The organism is Stenotrophomonas sp. GZD-301 (assembly GCF_049310345.1).
Lineage (GTDB): Bacteria > Pseudomonadota > Gammaproteobacteria > Xanthomonadales > Xanthomonadaceae > Stenotrophomonas.
The window spans coordinates 110,933-131,469 of record NZ_JBMOWY010000028.1 but is presented as its reverse complement, the minus strand read 5'-3'; the positions used below and the strand labels follow the sequence as shown (position 1 = coordinate 131,469).

Genomic DNA, 20,537 nt, shown 5'->3' with positions numbered 1-20,537 from the left:
GGGTCAACCGTGGGAAGAAGGAAGCCGCGACGCGCGTGTACGCCGGGCTTCGTTGTCGTCGAGCGTGCGCAGCGAGGTGTGCACGAATTCCAGGTGCGCGTGCGCGGCGGCACGTGCGCGTTCGGGATCGCCGGACAGCACGCCCTCCATCATCTCCCGGTGCTGGACCGACAGCGGCTCGAACGTGCGTGGCGAGGTGTAGAGCTTTTCGCGGCTCTGCGAGATGTTGGTCTGCAGCAGCTCGAACAGGCCGCGCATGACCTGCAGCAGCACCAGGTTGTGCGAGGCCTCGGCGATGGCCAGGTGGAAGGCGGCATCGGCGCGCGCCTCGCCGGCAGGATCGTCCTTGCCGTGCGCGTCCATCATGGTGTCGAACGCCTGGCGGATCTTGGCGCGGTCCGCCTCGGTGGCGCGCAGGGCCGCGTGCCATGCGGTGGCGCCTTCCAGTGCGTGGCGGATCTCCAGCACGTCGAACCGGTATTCCGGGTCGCCCTGGAACAGCGGCAGGTAGGGCATCAGCGGTTCGTCAATGGCCTGCCGCGCACGCGCGGCCGGTTCGGCCACGAAGGTACCGCCGCCCACGCGCGCGGTCAGCAGCCCCTGGCTGGACAACTGCGCGATCGCCTCGCGGAGTGCGGTGCGCGACACCCCCAGCTGCACCGACAGCGGGCGCTCGGCGGGCAACCTGTCGCCGGGCTGCAGGTGCTGGGTCTGGATCAGGTCGCGCAGCTGCGCGGCCACCTTGTCGGACAGGCGTTCGTTCTTCATGCCGCCATTGTCGCCCGCGTGACGGGCAATGGGGTCGATGCCGGTGGCCGGTGCCGCGCGCATGGGATCAGGGAATCATCCAGGTCAGCCAATAGGCCTGCAGCGTGGTGATGATGCCCACCATCACGGTGAAGATCAGGCTGTGCTTGACCGTGAAACGGAACAGGTCCGATTCCTTGCCCGCCAGACCGACTGCGGCGCAGGCAATGGCGATCGACTGCGGCGAGATCATCTTGCCGGTCACCCCGCCGGTGGTGTTGGCGGCCACCAGCAGCACTTCGGACACGCCGATCTGCTGCGCCGTGGTCGCCTGCAGGGCCGAGAACAGCGCGTTGGACGAGGTGTCCGAACCGGTCAGGAACACGCCCAGCCAGCCCAGGAACGGCGAGAAGAAGGTGAACGCCTTGCCGGTGTGTGCCAGTGCCAGGGCGAGCGTCGCCGACAACCCGGAGTAGTTGGCGATGAAGGCGAACGCCAGCACCATGCCGATGGAGTAAATCGGCACCTTGAGTTCGTTGGCGGTCTCGGCGAACGTGCGCAGGGCGGCGGCCGGACGCATCTTCAGCAGCACGATGGCCAGCACCGCGCCCAGCATGATCGCCGTGCCCGTGGCCGATACCGCGTCGAACTTGTACACCGCGTCGTAGGCGGTAGGAGCCGACACGATCGGCGGCATCTTCTGCACCAGCTGGTCCAGCGATGGCACCGGCAGCGTGATCACCCAGTGTTCCAGTACCCCACCGGCGGCGAACAGCGCCTTGAACGGCTTGATGCTCCACACCGTCACCATCGCGGTCAGGATCAGGAACGGCGACCATGCCTTCACGATCTGCCCGCGGCGGTAATGCGGTGCTTCCAGCGCCTGGGCGGCGGCCTGCGCGCTGGTCTCGGTGTCGAAGCGGAAGATGCGCACCGGCTTCCAGCGGCGCAGGAACAGGGTCAGACACACCAGCGAAGCCAACGAGGCGGTGATGTCCGGCAGTTCCGGCCCGATGAAGTTGGAGGTCAGGTACTGGGCGATGGCGAAAGAACCACCGGCCACCAGCACCGCCGGCCAGGTTTCCTTCACGCCGCGCCAGCCATCCATGATCGCCATGATCCAGAACAGCACGATGATGGTCAGGAACGGCAGCTGGCGCCCGGCCATCTGGCCGATCTCGAACGCATCCAGGCCGGTCACCTGCCCCGCCACGATGATCGGAATGCCCATCGCGCCGAACGCCACCGGCGCGGTGTTGACGATCAGGCACAGCCCGGCCGCGTACAGCGGCTTGAAACCGAGCCCGACCAGCAATGCGGCAGTGATCGCCACCGGCGCGCCGAAGCCGGCGGCGCCCTCCAGGAACGCGCCGAAGGCGAAGCCGACCATGAGCATCTGCAGCCGCTGGTCTTCGGTGACCGACAGGATCGACGCGCGGATGATGTCGAACTGCCCGGTCTTGACCGACACCTTGTACAGGAACACCGCGCCCAGGATGATCCAGGCGATGGGCCACAGCCCGTAGATGAACCCGTAGGCGCCGGCGGCGACGGCCTGCTGCAGCGGCATCCGGTAGAACAGCAGCGCCACCGCCAGGGCGATGGCCACGGTCAGCGTGCCGGCCAACCAGCCTTTCATGCGCAGCACGGCCAGGGCAACGAAGAAGAAGGCGATCGGCAGCAGCGCGATCAGGCTGGACACCCAGAGGTTGCCAGCGGGGTCATACAGTTGTTGCCAGGCCTGCATCGACGGATCTCATCAAGAACGGACAGGGGTCCGCGCGATCACCACCGCGCGAGCCGGGGAAATCCACGAGTGCCATGCGCCGGATTATTGGTCGGACCAATTATCGGGCGATGTCTCGGAACTGTCCGCATTGAAGCGTCAAATGCGCGACCGGCCTATTAGACCATAGGTTTACGTCCACATATTGGTCCGACCATTATCAGCGGCCGCACTCACTGGCCGGACCCTTCAGCTCGACCCCGTTGCCATCGGGGTCGCGCACGTACAGCGACGGCCCGTCGCCTTCGGCACCGAAGTTGCTTTCCACCGGCCCATCGACTGCCACGTCGTGCATCTGCAGGTGGGCCCGCAGGGTGGCCTCGTTGAACGGGTCCACGCGCAGGCACAGATGGTCGACATTGCGCCCCTGCGCCCCGGCGGCAGGTCCACCCGGTCTGCCGAGCGCCCCATCGATGCTGACCAGGTCGATCAGCGATGCCCCGGCACGAAGGTGCACCATGCCCAGCGACGGGCGCTCGCGCGCCACCGTGCAACCGAGTACGTCGCAGTAGAAGCGCAGCGCCCGCGGCAGATCGGACACGCGCAGTACCACATGGTCGATGCGTTGGATCTCGAACGGTCGCATGCGCTGACTCCTCGATGGGATAGGGATCAAGAATGACGCGGGCGCCGTGACGGTGGCCTAGACAATCGCCAAACGGGCAGAGAGCGCCACGTTGTGACGTCAACAGCCTGCGTACACAGAACCTTGACGCACGTGCTGGAACCGGCCGCCGCTCCGAACGCATCGTGCAGCTCGGTGCCCGTGTGGACGATATGCAGACAATCAATTGGGTGGATCGCGGACAGAACCTGACGATCGACACCGAGGGCGACATCACGCGCGGATGTATCGGCGTGTCACGCATGTCATCGATACAGGTGGGATGTGGTGCATTCACCCTGTGGCTGCAGGTGCGTGGCAACAGCCGTGTGGCGTCCAGCGAGGGTCGCTTCCACCTGCACGCCGGGCACTGGATCGTGCTCGACCGCCATTCGCAGCCGCGCCTGCAGGCAGACCGTCACGCCATCTGCATTGGCGTGGCATTGCACGGCACCGCGCTTGAACTGCTGAACGCCGATGCGTGCCGGCTTTATCCCGGCTGTGGCGCGATGGCCCGGTACGATCTGCAGATCGCCGTTCGTCTCTGGCGTCAGCTGGTCCGCGGACCAGCGCACGATCGCGCCGGCGGCGATGCGGCCCTGCGGGCGCTGCTGCGCCACGTCGTCCATCTGCAGCGGCCGATGGGGTTGCAGGAAGACCGCTGTCCGGGTCGCTCGCTCCATCGCAAGCGCCACGTGCTCGGCCGGCTGTGCCGCGCCCATCTGACGCTGCAGGGAAACGTCGACCGGGTGGTCAGCATCGGGGAGCTGGCGGAGCTGTCCAGCCTGTCCTACTGGTACTTCTCCAAAGCCTACCAGGGCGTGTTCGGCGAGAGCCCGCAGGCCGCTGGCGTGCGTCTGCGCATGGAACACGCCGCGGCACTGCTGCTGGACAGCGATCTGATCGTCGGTGAGGTCGGCGCGGCCTGCGGATTCGAAAGCGGCTGCAGTTTCGCGCGGGCCTTCCGCGCGCACTTTGGTGTCACGGCATCGGCGTACCGCTGCCAGGTCCGCGCGTTGCGCACTAAAGCTCAAGTCGCACATGTCCGCCGCGCATCGCGTACAGGCTGAGTGACAACGAAACAGTAACGTTTGGACCGCGCCTTTCGCACACCCGGATCCACTGGAGAGATTGATGCTCAACCTGACGTTGCCCGTCGTACGCCCCGCAAAGCTGCTGCCCGTCGCCATCTGCATGGCCCTTGCCCCGGCCGCGGCATCCGCCGATGAACCCACCACCCTGGACCAGGTCAAGGTCACCGGTTCACGCCTTCGGGCTGCCGATGCCGAGACCCGCCAGCCGATCCTGGTGGTCAGCCGCGACGACATCGCACGACAGGGCTTCACCAGCATCGCCGATGTGCTGCAGAACCTCAGTTCAGCCGGTGCGCCGGCGATCTCCCGCGCCGACGCGCTGGCCTCCGGCGAAAACGTCGGCGGCTACTATGTGAACATCCGCAATCTGAAGGCGGCGCGCACCCTGGTCCTGCTCAATGGACGCCGCCTGGGTGCGACCACCGCCGGCCTGCAGGACCTGGGTCAGATTCCGATGAGCATGGTCCAGCGCATCGAGGTGCTGAAGGACGGTGCGTCGGCAGTCTACGGGTCCGACGCGATTGCCGCCGTGGTGAACATCATCACCGATGCCGGCTTCGACGGCCTCGAAGTCAACGTGTCGAGTGGCCGGTTCAGCCAGGGGGACGGCAACAATCAGCAGCTTTCCCTGCGGATGGGCGCGCAGGGCCAGCGCAGCGGCATCACCGTCGCGCTGGAGCATGCCAAGGACGACCCGGTCTGGGCCAAGGACCGCTGGTTCAGCCGCGATGGCAATGCCGGCCCCGACTATCCCGGCTCGGGCTGGAGCGCGATCGGCAAGAACGGATCGCACTGCAATCCCTGCAGCAGTACGCCCGGCGATGGCGTCAAGCCGGTCTGGTGGACACTGAACGACGGCGGCGATCCGGCCAATCCGGGCGACTATCGCCGCACCGATGACAGCGACCGGGTCAATGCCCACGAGCAGATGATGGTGCAGACCGGCGTCGAACGCCGCTCGCTGTTCGCCACGGGCTGGTACGACCTCAGCGACACCGTGCGGCTGGAAGGTGAGGCAATGTACAACCAGCGCATCACCGACCAGCAGGTTGCGGGCTACCCCGTTCAGTACACCCTCCCCGCCGACAGCCCGTTCAATCCCTATGGTGTCGACACGAACTTCAACCGCCGCCTGTGGGAGGTCCCACGCACCACCCGCAGCGACCTGCAGACCTTCCGTGTAAGCGGTGCACTGAAGGGCAGCGTGGAGCTGGCCGGACGCGCCGTCGACTGGGACGTGGGCGGGCTGTACAACCGCAACCAGCTGAGCAAGACCGGCCACGGCGATGCCAGCTACCTGGCGATGGCGCGTGCGCTGAGCCCGGACTGCGGAACGGCCAAAGACATCCACTGCACACCGTGGAATCCGCTGTTGCCCGCGGGCGCCCCCGGCCCGGGGTCGCTCTCCGATCCTGACCTGCAGGAGTTCCTGTTCCCCTTCTATACCGATACCGGCACCACCTCCACCACCAGCTACACCGCCAACCTGGTCAGCACCCTGTTCGACCTGCCGGCCGGCGAAGTCGGCGTTGCGGTGGGCTATGAGCATCGGCGCGAGCAGGGCCGCTTCGTGCCCGATGCCTTCAAGCAATCCGGTGAGAGCACCGGCCTCGCCGCCACCACGACGGAAGGCAGCTATTCGCTCGACGAGTTCTATGCCGAGCTGAATGTGCCGATTCTGAAAGACCTGGCGTTCGCCCGCGAACTGAGCCTCAGCCTGGCGGCCCGCCAGTCGGACTACAGCAATTTCGGGCAGACCCTGAACACCAAGTTTGGGCTGACCTGGCGCCCCCTGGACGAACTGCTGTTGCGTGGCACGGTCGCCACCGGCTTCCGCGCGCCCAGCATCGACGACCTGCACGGTGGTGCCGGCTCCAGCTTCGAGTCGTACACCGATCCCTGCGGTGTCGGCGCGACCAACAGCGTCAATGGCAACGCGGCGTGCAACGCCGCCGGCGTTCCCATCGGCTACACGCAGCAGGGCCAAGGGGGCAAGGACTGCACCGGCTACCCCTGCCAGACGCCGGACGTGTTCACCAACCAGTCCAACCCCAACCTGAAACCGGAAACCTCGACCAGCCGCACCGTTGGGCTGGTCTGGAGTCCGCGCTGGGTGGAGGGACTCGACATCTCGCTGGACTGGTACCAGTACAAGATCGACAACCTGATCATCCAGGACAGCGTGGACCGTATCCTGCGCGACTGCTATGTCCTCGGCAACGCCAAACGGTGCGAAGGCACCTCGCGCGCGCCCGATGGACACATCAACGGCATCGTCTACGGCCTCACCAACCTCGGCAGGCTGGAAACCTCGGGCTACGACCTCGGAATCAACTACCGTCTCCCGGAACTGTCTGTCGGCCAGATCCGGCTGGACTGGCAAAGCAGCTATGTCAGTCAGTACGACGAAGAAGGCAACAACGCCGCGGGCGACACGATCATGATCGGCATGGTCGGTACGCCGGGCATCTTCCGCGTGCGCTCCACGCTCGGCGTGGATTGGGAAAAGGGCGACTGGGGGCTGCGCTACGGCCTGCGGTACTACTCCGGCATGAAGGAAAGCTGCGTTCCGAACCGCCCGTGCACGGCGCCCGACCACCATGCCAACGGTGAACCGGATGCCATCCGCAAGGTGGGCAGCAACACCTTCCATGACCTGCAGGTGCGCTGGAAGGCGCCGTGGAACGCGACCGTATCGCTGGGCGCCAACAACCTGTTCAACCACCAGGGGCCGATCATGTTCTCCAGTCCGGAAAGCGCCTTCCCCTACTACGGCGGATTTGACATCGGCCGCATGGTGTACATGAAGTATCAGCAGCGGTTCTGATCGACCGTGTCGTACCCGACGGGGCCGCCTGCCGGCCCCGTTCCGACCCATCGCGGTCGGGTGAGACGATCAACGGGACGCTACGCGTGCCGTCACAGCGTCGGTTCAATCTTCTTGGCGATCCTGCGGAACACCGCCAGCACGATCAGGCACAGCAGCGTGACTCCGATGGCGATCACGTACTCGCCGATGCCGACCGCGATACCGATCGCGGCGGCCATGATCAGCGAGCTGGCCGTGGTCAGCCCGCTGACCTGATCCTCGTGCGAACCGCGCAGGATGGTGCCGGCTGCGACGAAGCCGACGCAGGCGACCACCGCTTCGATCAGACGCACCGGATCGACCTGCAGCAGGTCGCGGTAGCGCTCCTGCTGGAAGTGCTCGGCGATGCTGTCGCCCAGGCCGACGATCAATGCCGCCGCACCGGCGATCAGCATGTGCGTGCGCAGCCCGGCCGCATGACGGCCCATCTCGCGCTCGATGCCGATCAGCCCGCCGAACACCATCGCCGCGGCGATGCGCAGCAGAATCGACAGATCTTGTTCCAGTCCCATCATTGGCGTCGCCCGGCAGTAGAGATGCCGAGCGTTGCAGAGGATGGCGTCTGGGGACCGTGAAACCGCCCGCACGCCCCGCCGCACAGACCGTCACGGCAGTTACTGGGCCAGGTAGCCCCCATCGATGGCGTAGTAGGTCCCGGTGGCGAAGGAGGCGTCGTCGCTGGCCAGCCAGGCCACCAGGGCCGCCACTTCGTCCGGCGTGCCCAGCCGGCCCAGCGCGTGCTTGGCCTCCAGTGCCTTGCGCACCGCCGGGTCCATCTTGTCCAGCAGCGGCGTGGCGATGAAACCGGGACCGACCGCGTTGACCCGGATACGGTCGCCCGCATGTTCCCAGGCCGCGGTCTGGGTCAGGCCGACCACGCCGTGCTTGGCCGCCACGTAGGCCGCCGAGTTGTTGAACCCGACCTGCCCAAGGATCGAGGCCATGTTGATGATGCTGCCGCCCTTCCCCGCCGCGCGCATCGCCTGGATCTGCGCCCGCTGGCACAGGAACACGCTGGTGAGATTGACGTCGATGACGCGCTTCCAGCCGTCCACGGGATAGTCGCCGCTGCTTGCCGACGGACCGCCGATGCCGGCGTTGTTGACCGCGATGTCCAGCGCACCCAGCGACGCCACGGTGCGCTGCACTGCTGCCTCGACCGCCGCTTCATCGGTCACGTCCAGTGCGATCCCGAGCGTGTTGACGCCCTTGCTGCGCAGCGCATCGGCGGTTTTCTCCACCGCATCGGCCTTCAGGTCCCAGACCGCCACCGCCGCACCGGAGGCCGCCAGAAGTTCGGCCGCGGCAAGGCCGATGCCGGAGACGCCGCCGGTCACGATGGCCACTTTGCCCTTGAGCTGATAATCAATCATCACGTTGTACCTCGGGTTGGAAAACAGCGGCAGGCCGTGCCTGCATGACAACCACCCTACCCCCGGAATGCGTTACAGAACGTGCACACAGGCACCCGCAACAATGCTTCCCATCGCTGCAACGCACGCCCCCCTATGCTGGCGGTCGTACGTCCACATCTCGTCTGTCCACGCTGCCGACGGCAGCGCCCTCCCCCAAGGCATGCACATGACATCTTCCACCGACGGCCCCCTGTTCACCCCCACCCGGCTGGGTGCGATCGAGGTACGCAACCGCATCGCGATGGCCCCGTTGACGCGCAACCGCGCCATCGAAGGCCGCGTGCCCAACCCACTGGCCATCGAGTACTACCAGCAGCGCGCCAGCGCCGGCCTGATCATTGCCGAGGCCACCCAGATCAGCCCGATGGGCCAGGGCTACCTCGACACCCCGGGCATCTACAGCCAGGCGCAGATCGATGCGTGGCGCAGCGTGACCGCCGCCGTGCATGCGCGCGGTGGCCGGATCGTGCTGCAGCTCTGGCATGTCGGCCGCATCTCGCATACCAGCCTGCTGCCCGATGGGCAGGCACCGGTGGCCCCCAGCGCGCTCCCCGCCAAGGCCAAGACGTTCACCGCCAAGGGTTTCGAGGATGTGTCGGCACCGCGTGCGCTGGCGCTCGATGAGATTCCCGGCATCATCCAGGACTACCGACAGGCGGCGCGCAATGCGATCACTGCCGGTTTTGATGGCGTGGAAGTCCATGCGGCCAACGGTTACCTGATCGACCAGTTCCTGCGCGATGGCAGCAACCAGCGTACCGACGCCTACGGCGGCAGCATCGAGAACCGCACCCGCCTGCTGGATGAGGTGGTGCGCGCGGTGGCGGCCGAGATCGGCGCCGACCGTACCGGCGTACGCCTGTCGCCGGTTACCCCCGCCAACGATGCACACGACAGCGAGCCGCAGCCGCTGTTCGAGCGTGCGGTCGAGCGCCTGGACGCGATTGGCGGGCTGGCCTTCATCCATGTCATCGAAGGCGCCACCGGCGGCCCGCGCGACAACATCGCCTTCGACTACGCGACGCTGCGTGCGAAGTTCCGCGGCCCCTGGATTGCCAACAACGGCTATGCCAAGGACACCGCCGCCGACGCGATCGCGTCCGGTTACGCCGACATGATCGCCTTCGGCCGCGCGTACATCGCCAATCCGGACCTGGTCGAGCGCCTGCGCCTGGGCGTGGCATTGTCCGACCTGGACCCGAACACGCTGTACGGCGGCGGCTCGCATGGCTACACCGACTACCCGAGCGTGTCCGGCTGAGGCGCGGCGCGCGTGGCCCGCTACACTGCGGGCCACGCGTTGCCAGGATCACCACATGGATGTCTCTGTCTGGACCGGCGGCTGCCTCTGCGGCGCCATACGTTTTGAAGCCCGCGGCACACCGGGCAACCCGCACACCTGCGCCTGCGAGGACTGCCGCCGCCACACCGGCAGCCCGCTGACGGCCTGGGTCGACTTTCCCGCCGACCAGGTGCAGTGGGTCGGCCCGGGTGGCGCGCCGTCACGCTATCGCTCGTCCGCGCAGTCCACCCGCGCCTTCTGCGCGCAGTGCGGCAGCACGCTGGGCGCGATCGACGATGCCCCGGTGGTCGCCCTGCTCACAGGGGCATTCGATGCATCGCACGCGCCGGCACTGGCCCCGCGCGACCAGTCGTTCGTCGACGGCCAGCCGGATTGGCTGGCCGTGGCGCTTGTGGTCAATACACCGGCAGCGAGATGAAGCTGGCCTGCTGCGGCGCGTGCCAGATCTGCTGGGTCGCCTTCTGGTAGTCGCCCGGCTTGGCCAGGTAGATGTTCGGCACGAACGTCTGCGGGTTGCGGTCGTACAGCGGGAACAGGCTGGACTGCACCTGCACCATCACCCGGTGGCCCGGCTGGAACACATGGTTGGCGGTGGGCAGGCCGAAGCGGTAATCGAGCACCTGGTTGGCGGCGATCGCCTGGGGCGCGCTGAAGCTCTCGCGGTAGCGGCCACGGAAGATCGCCATCGACACCGCCAGCTCGTAACCGCCCATTTCCGGCGTGGACGGGGTCTGGTCGGGGTACACGTCGATCAGCTTCACCACCCAGTCGCTGTCACTGCCGCTGGTGGCCGCCTGCAGGTTCACCTGCGGCGCGCCGCCGATGCGCAGTGGTTCGGTCAGCGGTTCGCTGATGAAGGTCAGCACGTCGGGGCGACCATCGACAAACCGCTGGTCCTTGACCAGCCAGCTGGTCCACATGTCGCGGTCGGCAAACCGCACCGGGCGCGGCACGAACGGGACCGGCTTGGCCGGGTCGGACACATAGGCTTCATACGTCGCCTCACCCGGCTGCGGCGCATCGAAGGACAGCCTCCCGCCTGCGCGCAGGTACAGCGGCTTGTTCTGCGCGGCGGTGCGCGGCCACTGCTGCAGGCGATCCCAGTGGTTTTCGCCGGTGTTGTAGATCAGCACCGGCGGCGTATCCGCCTTGGCCGCGCCGTCCACCAGATACTGGTCGAAGAACGGCTTGAGCACGTCGCGGCGGAACTGCAGCGCGGTGTCGCCATCGAACTTCAGCGCACCCAGCGTCGAGCCGTCATAGTTCACCTGGCTGTGCCGCCACGGGCCCATCACCAGGTAGTTGAGCGTGTTGCCGGTGTCGCGCGGCTCCATCGCGGCGTAGCTGTGCACCGCGCCCCACATGTCCTCCTGGTCCCACAAGCCCTGCAGCCACATGGTCGGCACCTTCAACGGCGTCTTCGCCATGCGCGCGTCCAGTGCCTGCTCCTGCCAGAACGCATCGTAGGCCGGGTGCTCGATCAGCTTGTGCCACCACGGCAGCTGATCCAGGCCGTTGGCCTTGGCGTAGTCGCCGGCCGAGCCGGCACGCAGGAACGTGGTGTAGTCGTCATAGCCGACGCTGGGAATCGCCGGCCCCTTGCCGCGCTTGGCCAGCTGGCCGGTGAAGTAACCGAAGTTGACCTGGCGGAAGGCGCCGTAGTTGAGCCAGTCGTCGCCCATCCAGCCGTCGATCATCGGGCTCTGCGGCGCGGCCACCTTGAGGGCCGGATGCGGATCGGTCAGCGCCATCACCACGGTGAACCCTTCGTAGGACGAGCCCAGCATGCCGACCTTGCCGTTGCTTTCCGGCACGTGCTTGACCAGCCAGTCGATGGTGTCCCACGCGTCGGTGGCGTGGTCCACCCGGGTCGTATTGAGCGGCCCACGCAGTGGCCGCGTCATCACGTAATCGCCTTCGGAGCCGTACTTGCCGCGGATGTCCTGGAACACGCGGATATAGCCGCCATCGACGAACACCTCATCGCCCTGCGGCAGGATGTCGCGCATGTGCGGCGAGTCGATGCGCCTGGCGCGGTTGGCGGCGTCGTACGGCGTGCGGGTCAACAGGATCGGCGCATTCCTGGCGCCCTTGGGCACCACGATCACGGTGTACAGCTTCGTGCCGTCGCGCATCGGCACCATCACCACGCGCTTGTCGTAGTCATTGTTGGCGGTGGGCGTCACGAACCCCTTGGCCGGGATATCCGGGGTCATCGGCGAGGTCTGCGCCGACACACTGGCCGCAACCAGGACACTCAACAGCACGACAGGCACGACACGGACACGCATGGGCTCTCTCCCGGCAGGTTGGCGACGAACCTCCGCAGCCTAGCGCCGGGCCGGCCGGGACGGTAGGTGCCGAAGGTCGTCCGGCACCGCCCCGGATCGCATTCAGCTGCCAACCGACGTTTCGTGCAAAGCCTGCCAGCGCAGCACGCCACCTGCATCGGCCCGCAGTAGCGCCAGGGCCTCGCGCCGCGTGCTGCCCTGCGCGCCGGTCTGGTCTTCCCGGTAACGCACCGCGCAGGCGTTGCCGGGCAACGCCAGGAAGGCCAGGTCGTCCACCGCGATGCGCAGGCCAGCGCGGCCGCCATGCGCGGCGGCGAAGAACCGGGCCAGCGCCGGCTTGTCCAGGCGCACGCCACCGATGCCGACCATGCTGAAGTCGTCGGTGAAGCAGGCCAGCAGCGCGTCCAGCGCATCGGCGGGCAGACGTGCGTTGAACCAGTCTTCGATCAGCACGTGCAGCGCGCGCACCTCGTCGAAAGCGGCCTGGGAAAAATCGGGGATGTCAGTCATGGGATGTCGCTCGTGGGGAAAGAGACGCCGCCGGACGCTGCCAGAGTGGCAGCAGCGGCAACAGGGTCATGCCGCTGGCCAGCAGCAGCGTGAGGGGAAAGGCGCGCTGGGGCAGCACGGCAGACAGCGCGCCGAGCACGCAGGCCAGCAGCGCCGCCACCAGGCAGAAACTGAGCTGGCGGTTGAGGTTCCACAGCGCGCTGCCCGGCTGCAGGTCGGCATCCGCCAGGCCTTGGAACGCAAGCGTCTGCGCGCTGCTGCTGCACAGGCTGCCGCCGAGGCCCATCAGCGCGAAGGCCACCACGGGCAGCCCCGGCTGACCGCTCTGCACGCCGATCAGCAGCGCGATGCCGACCGCCTGGCAGCCCATGCCGGCGCTCAACAGCGGCCGCGCCCCGATACGTGGCAGCCAGTGCCTTGTGGTGGCGATCGCGCAGGCCGAGGCGACCGCCCAGGGCAGCATGAACCCGCCGATGGCCGCAGGCCCGTAGCCCTGTCGATGCAGCAGCAGCGTGGCCACCAGCTGGGTGCCGATGAAGGTGCCGGGCACCAGCAGATAGACCAGCATCGCCAGGCGCAGCCCGGCATGACGCAGCAGCGACCAGTGCAGGACCGGATGCGTGGTCCGGCGCGCACCGCGGGCGTAGGCCCACAGCACCAGCGCAGCGACGACCAGCAGCGCGGCGCCCGCCATCCGCTGTTCCGGTTCGGCCAGCAGGCTCAGTGCGATCAGCAACAGGCTCAGACCCACGGCGCCCAGCAGCAGGCCGCGCCGGTCCAACGCGGGTGCAGACGCCGGCACAGCGGGACGGATCCAGCACGCCGCCAGCACCAGCGCCACCACGGCCAGCGGCACGCTGACCAGCAGCACGCCACGCCACGAGCCCCACTCCACCAGCAGCCCGCCCAGGGCCGGCGACAGGGCGGGCACCAGCAGCGCGACGGCCATGATGCGGGCGGTCAGGCGCGCACGATCGGCCGGGGGGCACTCGCGGTAGGCCGCCGCCTGCCCCACCGGAATCAACAGCCCGCCGCCCAGCCCCTGCAGCAGCCGCCAGCCGATCAGCCATCCGATGCCGGGTGCGGTCCCGGCCAGCAGCGCACCCACCGTGAACAGCGCCAGCGACAGGCACAGCACCCGGCGCTCGCCGATGCGCGCGGCCAGCCAGTGGCCAAGTGGAATCACCAGGGTCAGGCCGAGCATGTAGGCGTTGCCGATCCACGCCAGCTGGGGCACCGAGGCGTGCAGGTCTGCGGCGATCGCCGAATAGGCGACGCTGCCGATGAACATGTTGACAAGGTCCAGCGAGAAACCCAGCAGGTACAGCAGCTCCACCTTGGCCCGATACGACATCACGCACTCCCGGAAACGAGGCGGCAGCATGCGCGCGTAACGGCGCTGGATAAACCGAACATCCGATGCAAGACTGTCAAACCGTTTTTGACACCCGGACGACGCGATGGTCAGCCTGGACCGCTTCGATACCTTCAAGGCCGTGGTCGATGCCGGCAGCCTCACGGCGGCGGCGCAACGGCTGGGCCAGAGCAAGGCGGTGGTGAGCTTCAACCTGAAACGGCTGGAGCAGGAACTGGGCGTGACCCTGCTGGTGCGCAATACGCGCAGCCTGGCGCTGACCGAAGCGGGCGAGCGCTTCCACCAGCATTGCACGGCGATGCTCGCTGCCGCCGAGCTGGCCATCGAGGAAGCCCGCAGCGAACAACAGCACCTGCGTGGCACGCTGCGCCTGACCACCACGCCCGAGTATGCGATCGCCAAGGTGGTACCGCTGCTGGAGCGCTTCCGTGCCCTGCACCCGCAGCTGCGCCTGCACCTGTCGACCTCGCCGGCGCATGCCGACCTGATTCCGGAACGGTTCGACCTGGCGATCCGGTTGGGACGCATGGCCGACTCGCGGCTGCGTGCCACCCTGCTCGACGAGCATGCGTTGTGCGCGGTGGCTGCGCCCTCGGTGCTGTCATCGCTGCCGGACGAGGCCGCGCGCGATGATCCGGACTGGGTGCGGACGCTGCCGCGGTTGGGGTATCCGCGCCTGGCGGACCTGCCGCTGATCGCCCCCGATGGCAGCGATCAGATCTTTGCCTGCAATCCCGCCGATGCGGTGGTCACGGTGGACAACGCGTCCACGCTGCGCGCCTTCGCGCTGGCCGGGGCCGGGGCGACGGTGCTGCCGAAGTGGTTGATCGACGACGATCTTGCATGCGGGCGGCTGCTGCCGATCCTGCGCAGGCACCGCTTCCCGCGCCAGGGCGTGTATGCGGTGTTCCCGGACACTGCCCAGCCCTCGCGGCGGGTGCAGCTGCTGCTGGCGCACCTGCGCCAGCACCTGCCGGAGTGAGCGGCAGGCACGACGTTGCGTCGTGCCTGCCGGTGTTCCTCAACGTACGACGGTTGCGTCCAGCGCCACGTCCACGTGCTGCACCGGATCGGTGGCTGAACGCGCCACCTGCACCTGGTAACGGCCGGCGGCGATCTTCCACTGCTTGTCGGCGGTATCGAAGCTGGCCAGGGTCTTCGGCTCGGCCTCGATTCGGATGCGGCGGCTCTCACCCGGCTGCAGCATCACCTTCTGGAAGCCGATCAGGCGGATCGGGGTGACGCTGCCTTCGGGCAGGGTGAGATACAGCTGCGCCACGTCCGCGCCGGCCACCTTGCCGGTGTTGCGCACGTCCACGGTGGCCACCAGACGCTGGCCTTCCACGGTCACCGCCAGGTTGTCGTAGCCGAACTGCGTGTAGGACAGGCCGTGGCCAAACGCGAACTGCGGCACCAGGCCCTTGGCGGCGAACCACTTGTAGCCGACGTTGGCGCCTTCGATGTCGTAGTCGATGGTGTCGTCGGGCTTCTGCTTGGGCGTGAAGCCCAGGCCGTTCACGTGCGGACGCGGCAACTGGCTGGCATCCACCGGCCAGGTCACCGGCAGGCGGCCGGACGGATTGACCTTGCCGGTCAGCAGTGCGGCGATGCCTTCGCCGCCGCGGATGCCCGGGTACCAGGCCTGCAGAACGGACGGCACCTGCTGCAGCCACGGCAGCTCGACCGGGCCATTGGTTTCCAGCACCACCACGGTCTTCGGGTTGGCCTTGGCCACGCCGGCAATCAGCGCGTCCTGGTTGTCCGGCAGCTGCATGTGCGGCAGATCGACCGACTCGGCCGACCACTGCGTGGCGAACACGATGGCGACATCGGCGGCCGCCGCAGCGCGCGCGGCAGCGGCCACGTCACGCCCGTCGACATAGCTGATCTGCGCATCCGGACGCTCTGCACGCAGGGCCTCCAGCGGCGAGGACGGATGGAAGATCACCGGGCCCGGCCAGGTGGTCGGCAGCACGCCCGGCACGGCGTTGGTGCCGCGTGCGGTCCACCCCACCATCGACGAACCGCCGCCACCGATCACGCCCTTGTCGGCATGGCCACCGATGATCACGATGCGCTGCACGTCCTTGCCCAGCGGCAGCAGGTCGCCGGCGTTGCGCAGCAGCACGCTGCCCTCTTCCACGGTGCGCTGCGCGGCCAGGAAGCCGGCCTCGTCGTCGATCGGCTGGTGCTGCGGCGGCAGGTCGAAGTTGCCGTGCGCGAACATGGTGCGCAGGATGCGGGCGACCATGTCGTCCAGGCGCGCCTGCGGCACGACGCCACCGGCCACGGCCAGGCGCAGCGGTTCATCGAAGTACACCGCCTTGTCGAACACTTCGCCGGCCGACTGCTGGTCCAGGCCGGCCAGGGCCGCCTTGGAACCGCTGTGCACGCCGCCCCAGTCGGACATCACGAAACCGGGGAACTTCCATTCCTGCTTGAGCACCTGGTTCATCAGGTAGTCGTGCTCGCAGCCGTAGGTGCCGTTGATGCGGTTGTACGAGCACATCACCGAACCGGGCTTGCCCGCCTCCAGTGCGATCTCGAAGGCCAGCAGATCCGACTCGCGCATTGCCTGCTCGCCGATCTCGGCGCTGTGGAAATTGCGCGAGGTTTCCATGTCGTTGAGCGCGAAGTGCTTCATCGTGGAAATGACATGCTGGCTCTGCACGCCACGGATCGACTCACCGACCAGGCGGCCGGCGAGCAGCGGATCTTCACCGGCGTACTCGAAGTTGCGGCCGTTGCGCGGATCGCGCTGCAGGTTGACGCTGCCGGCCAGCAGGATGTTGAAGCGCTGCTGCCAGGCCTCGCGGCCCATCGTGGCGCCGCCGGCGAAGGCGATCTGCGGGTTCCAGCTCGAGGCGGTGGACGGACCGGACGGCATGGCCGTGGCATGGTCGCCCTTGCGCAGGCCGCCCGGGTTGGTCACGCCGACGCCGGCATCGGCCGACTGCTGCGCCGGGATGCCCAGGCGCGGAACGCCCGGCACGAAGCCGGCCGAGCCGACCGCACCTTCCGGCAGCGGGCCACCATCCTTGCCCAGTCCGAAGTAGCTGTGCAGCATCTGGAACTTCTCATCGACGGTCATCTGCGCGACCAGCAGCGCCGCGCGCGCGTCGGCGCTCAGGCCGGTGTCCATCCACGGCTGCTCCCCACCCACCGGGGCGGCATAGCCGAGGGTCAGCAGCGTGCCGGCAACGCCCTGCCTGCCGGTATCGGTACGCAGCTTCACCGAGGTACTGGTGGCCGATTCGAAGCCCTGGCTGAAATACGAACCGGTGGCGGCCGAGTCGAAGCCGGCGGCCGTGGCGCCTTCCGCATCGACCGCGCCCAGCAGCACGGCCGGCGCGCCCAGGCGCGTGGCGTCCACCAGCGGCTTGACCGGCGCACCGCCGGCGGCGGCGGCACTACGGGTGTACAGCGCGACCACATGGGCGCCATCGTTCAAGCGCAGGTAGTTCAGACCGCCCGTGGCGCTGTCCAGCTCGGCTTCAACCGGCAACCGTGCGATCACGATGCTGCCACGACGCTCGGCGGCGTCGGCGGTGGAGGTCACGAAGCGGTACGAGTAACCCAGCCGGTCGGCAAGCACCTGCAACGGGTCGGCGGCCGGTGCGGCATCAGCCGCGCGCACCACGTTGCCGATGGTCAGCGCGTCCACCTGCAGGGCCTGCAGCTGGTCGGCGAGCACCGTGGCATCGATGCGCTCGGGCGCCTGTTCCAGGCTCAGCACGGTGAAGGCATCGCCGACGGCGATGGCCTTGGGCGGCGCGGCCAGCGCCGTGGCGGACAGCGAGAGTGCGATGGCGGCCGTCAGGGCCAGGGGCTTTGAAATCGTTTTCATGAGCGGGCGAAACACCTTTGCTTGCGCAATAAATCCAGGGAGTCTTGCCGCAGAAGGGTGCAGCGCCATACCGGCGGGCCGCGAGCCGCAAGGGCCCGGACCGGGGTGATGCAGGTCAGTGGCGGCTACGCCCGGGCCCCTCCGCCCGTCGTAACAGCCGCACTGCCGGAAGCGGCGGCGAACCGACGCTCCCATGCGAAGAGTGGGCGAGCCCGTTCATCGCTGTCAACACCGCGTTCACATCGCGGGCCCATCGCGTCAGGCCACGGGCTTGGTCACCACGGTCTGCGCACTGTCGACCACCCGCCCCTGCAGGTCGCGCGGACGCAGCGGTGCCAACGGTTCGCCGCCTTCGCGGGTGTGCAGCACCGAGCGGGGTTCGCCGTCTGCGAACAGGAACCCTTCGCCCCACTGGCGCAGCGCCACCACCAGCGGAAACAGGGCCTGGCCCTGGTCGGTGAGCGCGTAATGGAGGTAGCGGCCGCCGTCGGCCGACGGCTGCTGGACCAGGATGCCGGCATCGGTGAGCGCCTGCAGGCGCTGGCTCAGCATGCTGCGCGACATTCCCAGGCTGCGCTGGAAATCGCTGAAGCGCTGCACGCCGTCGAAGGCGTCGCGCACGATCAGCAGCGACCAGCGGTCGCCCACCACGTCCAGCGCCCGGGCCACCGGGCAGGTCAGATTGGGATCGTGCATGGCGGCGCTCCGTTTTGATGGTTTCATTTTAGAACCATAAGGGTCAGAATCAACTGGTTCTATTTTGAGACCACGAGATGTCCACCGCTGCTCCCTGTTCCCGTACCGCCTCGCCGCTGATCCTGCTGTTCGCCTGCGCCGCTGGCCTGAGCGTCGCCAATGTCTATTACGCCCAGCCGCTGCTGGACGCGCTCGCCGCCGACCTGGGCATCGGCACCGCCCGGATCGGCGCGGTGATCGCGGCCACCCAGCTCGGCTCGGTGGCCGCGCTGCTGTGGCTGGTGCCGCTGGGCGACCGCCTCCGCCGTCACCGGCTGCTGGCCGCCCAGAACGGTGCGCTGGTTGTGGCCCTGCTCGGTGTGGCGCTGGCCGGCAGCGCGACGACGCTGCTGCTGGGCATGCTTGCGGTGGGCCTGCTCGGTACGGCCATGACCCAGGGCCTGATCGCCTACGCCGCGGCGGCCGCCTCGCCGCATGAACGCGGCCGCGTGGTGGGCGCGGCGCAGGCCGGCGTGGTGATCGGGCTGCTGCTGGCGCGCGTGGTGGCCGGCGCGGTCGCCGACATCGGCGGCTGGCGCGCGGTGTATGGGCTGTCGGCCGGGGTGATGGTGATCGCCGGCGTGCTGTTGTGGCTGCGCCTGCCGCGGCTGGCCGTGCCCGCCGCATCGCCACGGCTGTCGCTGCCCGCGCTGCTGCGCACGCAGCCGGTCCTGCGCCGGCGCGGCATGCTGGGACTGCTGATGTTCACCGCGTTCGGACTGTTCTGGAGCACCCTGGCGCTGCCATTGAGCGCACCGCCGCATGCGCTGGGCCACACCGCCATCGGCGCCTTCGCGCTGGTCGGCCTGGTCGGCGCGCTGGCGGCGGCACGCAGCGGCCACTGGAGCGACCAGGGCCATGCCAGGCGCGTCTCGGGCGCGGCGTTGCTGCTGTTGCTGGTCAGCTGGGCACCGCTGGCCGCGCTGCCCGTGCACCTGGGCTGGCTGGTGCTTGGCGTGCTGCTGCTGGACCTGGCGGTGCAGGCGCTGCATGTGACCAACCAGAGCCTGATCCTGGCGGCGGCCCCACAGGCCCAGGCCCAGGCGATCGCGGCCTACATGCTGTTCTACGCGGCCGGCAGCGGCCTGGGCGCCCTGGCCGGCAGTGCGCTGTATGCCGCGCACGGCTGGAGCGCGGTCTGCGGTGCCGGTGCCGTGGTATCGGCGCTGGCGCTGGTGCTGTGGGCGCGGACGACACGGGCCGGGGAAATTCATTAGCAATTTGACTCATTGGCGGTAGGATTGTCGGTATCAGCCCGTGATACCGCCCTTGCCGATACTCGCCGCCATGCCCCTGCTCCGTGCCCGCCCGCGCCTGCTCCAGCCCTCCCGGGAGGCCCGCTGATGGGCGCCGCACGGGCCCTGGAAGACCTGCTGGCCAGCCGCCAGGTCTGGCGCGGGCAGCCACGCACGGCGCCGGTCGAGGCGCCCCACCCCACCGGCCATCCGGCGCTGGACGCCCGCCTGCCCGGCGGCGGCTGGCCGCCGTCGGCCCTGTCTGAAATCCTGCTCTCCAGCCCGGGCCAGGGCGAGCTGGGGCTGGTCTGGCCGACTCTTGCGCGGCTGAGCCAGCAGCAGGCGGTGGTGCTGGTGGCCCCGCCGTGGCAACCGCATGCCCCGGCCTGGGCCGGCGCCGGGCTGGCGCTGGGCCAGGTGCATATCGTCCGGGCCACCCCGCGTGAGGCGCTGTGGGCCGCCGAACAATGCCTGCGCTCGGCCGCCTGTGCGGCGGTGCTGTGCTGGCCGCAGGGCGATGACCGCGCCCTGCGCCGGCTGCAGGTGGCTGCCGAAACCGGCCAATGCCTGGGCTTCGCCTTCCGCGATGCGCGCCAGGCCCGCAATCCGTCTCCGGCCGCGCTGCGCCTGCAGGTCGACGATGGCCAGGTGCAGGTCCTCAAGTGCCGTGGCGGTCGGCCCCCAGCACACCCGCTGCCGCTGTCGCTGGCGCATTGAGCCGCCGCC

General features: G+C 68.4%; 17 protein-coding genes. 7 read left to right on the top strand and 10 right to left on the bottom strand.

Annotation, left to right across the window (positions count from 1 at the left end; genetic code table 11):
* Nucleotides 1–3: 3 nt before the first annotated feature.
* From lldR to ACO6VK_RS07865, 3 genes are all read right to left on the bottom strand, one after another.
* Nucleotides 4–768: a transcriptional regulator LldR gene (gene lldR, locus ACO6VK_RS07875; RefSeq protein ID WP_422506349.1), complete on the bottom strand. Its 765-nt coding sequence runs from the start codon at nt 766–768 to the stop codon at nt 4–6.
* 67 nt (nt 769–835) lie between these two features.
* A complete protein-coding gene (gene lldP / locus ACO6VK_RS07870) occupies nt 836–2,494 on the bottom strand; it encodes an L-lactate permease (protein ID WP_422506334.1) in 1,659 nt (552 codons plus the stop codon).
* A 199-nt stretch (nt 2,495–2,693) separates the two neighbouring features.
* The gene (locus ACO6VK_RS07865) at nt 2,694–3,119 is read right to left on the bottom strand and encodes a VOC family protein (RefSeq protein ID WP_422506333.1); all 426 of its coding nucleotides are present in this window, start codon (nt 3,117–3,119) and stop codon (nt 2,694–2,696) included.
* 164 nt (nt 3,120–3,283) lie between these two features.
* On the opposite strand from ACO6VK_RS07865, the gene ACO6VK_RS07860 reads away from it, so the two are divergent.
* Together ACO6VK_RS07860 and ACO6VK_RS07855 are read left to right on the top strand one after the other, a co-directional pair.
* On the top strand, nt 3,284–4,207 hold the full coding sequence (locus ACO6VK_RS07860; protein WP_422506332.1) for a helix-turn-helix domain-containing protein: 924 nt from the start codon (nt 3,284–3,286) through the stop codon (nt 4,205–4,207).
* Nucleotides 4,208–4,271: 64 nt separating this feature from the next.
* A complete protein-coding gene (locus ACO6VK_RS07855; protein ID WP_422506331.1) occupies nt 4,272–7,058 on the top strand; it encodes a TonB-dependent receptor plug domain-containing protein in 2,787 nt (928 codons plus the stop codon).
* 92 nt (nt 7,059–7,150) lie between these two features.
* Here ACO6VK_RS07855 and ACO6VK_RS07850 read toward each other — a convergent pair whose 3' ends face one another.
* Both ACO6VK_RS07850 and ACO6VK_RS07845 read right to left on the bottom strand, forming a co-directional pair.
* Nucleotides 7,151–7,612: an MgtC/SapB family protein gene (locus ACO6VK_RS07850; RefSeq protein WP_422506330.1), complete on the bottom strand. Its 462-nt coding sequence runs from the start codon at nt 7,610–7,612 to the stop codon at nt 7,151–7,153.
* A gap of 102 nt (nt 7,613–7,714) precedes the next feature.
* Nucleotides 7,715–8,473 carry an SDR family NAD(P)-dependent oxidoreductase gene (locus ACO6VK_RS07845; protein WP_422506348.1) on the bottom strand — a complete coding sequence of 253 codons (759 nt, stop codon included), beginning with the start codon at nt 8,471–8,473 and terminating at the stop codon, nt 7,715–7,717.
* 208 nt (nt 8,474–8,681) lie between these two features.
* Here ACO6VK_RS07845 and ACO6VK_RS07840 point away from each other — a divergent pair, with 208 nt between their 5' ends.
* Nucleotides 8,682–9,776, top strand: coding sequence for an alkene reductase (locus tag ACO6VK_RS07840; protein WP_422506329.1), 1,095 nt, complete (start codon nt 8,682–8,684; stop codon nt 9,774–9,776).
* Between the two features lie 55 nt (nt 9,777–9,831).
* Nucleotides 9,832–10,236, top strand: a complete 405-nt coding sequence (locus ACO6VK_RS07835; RefSeq protein ID WP_422506328.1) for a GFA family protein — start codon at nt 9,832–9,834, stop codon at nt 10,234–10,236.
* Here the strand turns inward: ACO6VK_RS07835 and ACO6VK_RS07830 are convergent.
* From ACO6VK_RS07830 to ACO6VK_RS07820, 3 genes are all read right to left on the bottom strand, one after another.
* Nucleotides 10,214–12,109 (bottom strand): CocE/NonD family hydrolase, encoded by a 1,896-nt coding sequence (locus ACO6VK_RS07830; RefSeq protein WP_422506327.1) that lies wholly within the window; start codon nt 12,107–12,109, stop codon nt 10,214–10,216. The genes ACO6VK_RS07835 and ACO6VK_RS07830 overlap by 23 nt on opposite strands.
* A 102-nt stretch (nt 12,110–12,211) precedes the next feature.
* Nucleotides 12,212–12,619, bottom strand: coding sequence for a DUF4440 domain-containing protein (locus ACO6VK_RS07825; protein ID WP_422506326.1), 408 nt, complete (start codon nt 12,617–12,619; stop codon nt 12,212–12,214).
* Complete coding sequence (locus ACO6VK_RS07820; RefSeq protein WP_422506325.1) at nt 12,612–13,976, bottom strand: MFS transporter; 1,365 nt, start codon at nt 13,974–13,976, stop codon at nt 12,612–12,614. Before ACO6VK_RS07820 ends, ACO6VK_RS07825 begins: the two co-directional genes overlap by 8 nt.
* A 103-nt stretch (nt 13,977–14,079) precedes the next feature.
* Here ACO6VK_RS07820 and ACO6VK_RS07815 point away from each other — a divergent pair, with 103 nt between their 5' ends.
* Complete coding sequence (locus ACO6VK_RS07815) at nt 14,080–14,976, top strand: LysR family transcriptional regulator (protein WP_422506324.1); 897 nt, start codon at nt 14,080–14,082, stop codon at nt 14,974–14,976.
* A gap of 39 nt (nt 14,977–15,015) precedes the next feature.
* On the opposite strand, the gene ACO6VK_RS07810 is transcribed toward ACO6VK_RS07815, so the two are convergent.
* Together ACO6VK_RS07810 and ACO6VK_RS07805 are read right to left on the bottom strand one after the other, a co-directional pair.
* Complete coding sequence (locus ACO6VK_RS07810) at nt 15,016–17,841, bottom strand: beta-glucosidase family protein (RefSeq protein WP_422506323.1); 2,826 nt, start codon at nt 17,839–17,841, stop codon at nt 15,016–15,018.
* 258 nt (nt 17,842–18,099) lie between these two features.
* A complete protein-coding gene (locus ACO6VK_RS07805) occupies nt 18,100–18,537 on the bottom strand; it encodes a winged helix-turn-helix transcriptional regulator (RefSeq protein WP_422506322.1) in 438 nt (145 codons plus the stop codon).
* A 77-nt stretch (nt 18,538–18,614) separates the two neighbouring features.
* On the opposite strand from ACO6VK_RS07805, the gene ACO6VK_RS07800 reads away from it, so the two are divergent.
* Together ACO6VK_RS07800 and imuA are read left to right on the top strand one after the other, a co-directional pair.
* Nucleotides 18,615–19,793, top strand: a complete 1,179-nt coding sequence (locus tag ACO6VK_RS07800; protein WP_422506321.1) for an MFS transporter — start codon at nt 18,615–18,617, stop codon at nt 19,791–19,793.
* Between the two features lie 126 nt (nt 19,794–19,919).
* Nucleotides 19,920–20,528: a translesion DNA synthesis-associated protein ImuA gene (gene imuA, locus ACO6VK_RS07795; protein ID WP_422506320.1), complete on the top strand. Its 609-nt coding sequence runs from the start codon at nt 19,920–19,922 to the stop codon at nt 20,526–20,528.
* The last annotated feature ends 9 nt before the right edge of the window (nt 20,529–20,537 follow it).

Coding starts and splice junctions, on each gene's coding strand:
- lldR (WP_422506349.1), bottom strand. CDS start 768: ATGAAGAACGAACGCCTGTCCGACAAGGTGGCCGCGCAGCTGCGCGAC.
- lldP (WP_422506334.1), bottom strand. CDS start 2,494: ATGCAGGCCTGGCAACAACTGTATGACCCCGCTGGCAACCTCTGGGTG.
- ACO6VK_RS07865 (WP_422506333.1), bottom strand. CDS start 3,119: ATGCGACCGTTCGAGATCCAACGCATCGACCATGTGGTACTGCGCGTG.
- ACO6VK_RS07855 (WP_422506331.1), top strand. CDS start 4,272: ATGCTCAACCTGACGTTGCCCGTCGTACGCCCCGCAAAGCTGCTGCCC.
- ACO6VK_RS07850 (WP_422506330.1), bottom strand. CDS start 7,612: ATGGGACTGGAACAAGATCTGTCGATTCTGCTGCGCATCGCCGCGGCG.
- ACO6VK_RS07845 (WP_422506348.1), bottom strand. CDS start 8,473: ATGATTGATTATCAGCTCAAGGGCAAAGTGGCCATCGTGACCGGCGGC.
- ACO6VK_RS07840 (WP_422506329.1), top strand. CDS start 8,682: ATGACATCTTCCACCGACGGCCCCCTGTTCACCCCCACCCGGCTGGGT.
- ACO6VK_RS07835 (WP_422506328.1), top strand. CDS start 9,832: ATGGATGTCTCTGTCTGGACCGGCGGCTGCCTCTGCGGCGCCATACGT.
- ACO6VK_RS07830 (WP_422506327.1), bottom strand. CDS start 12,109: ATGCGTGTCCGTGTCGTGCCTGTCGTGCTGTTGAGTGTCCTGGTTGCG.
- ACO6VK_RS07825 (WP_422506326.1), bottom strand. CDS start 12,619: ATGACTGACATCCCCGATTTTTCCCAGGCCGCTTTCGACGAGGTGCGC.
- ACO6VK_RS07815 (WP_422506324.1), top strand. CDS start 14,080: ATGGTCAGCCTGGACCGCTTCGATACCTTCAAGGCCGTGGTCGATGCC.
- ACO6VK_RS07810 (WP_422506323.1), bottom strand. CDS start 17,841: ATGAAAACGATTTCAAAGCCCCTGGCCCTGACGGCCGCCATCGCACTC.
- ACO6VK_RS07805 (WP_422506322.1), bottom strand. CDS start 18,537: ATGCACGATCCCAATCTGACCTGCCCGGTGGCCCGGGCGCTGGACGTG.
- ACO6VK_RS07800 (WP_422506321.1), top strand. CDS start 18,615: ATGTCCACCGCTGCTCCCTGTTCCCGTACCGCCTCGCCGCTGATCCTG.
- imuA (WP_422506320.1), top strand. CDS start 19,920: ATGGGCGCCGCACGGGCCCTGGAAGACCTGCTGGCCAGCCGCCAGGTC.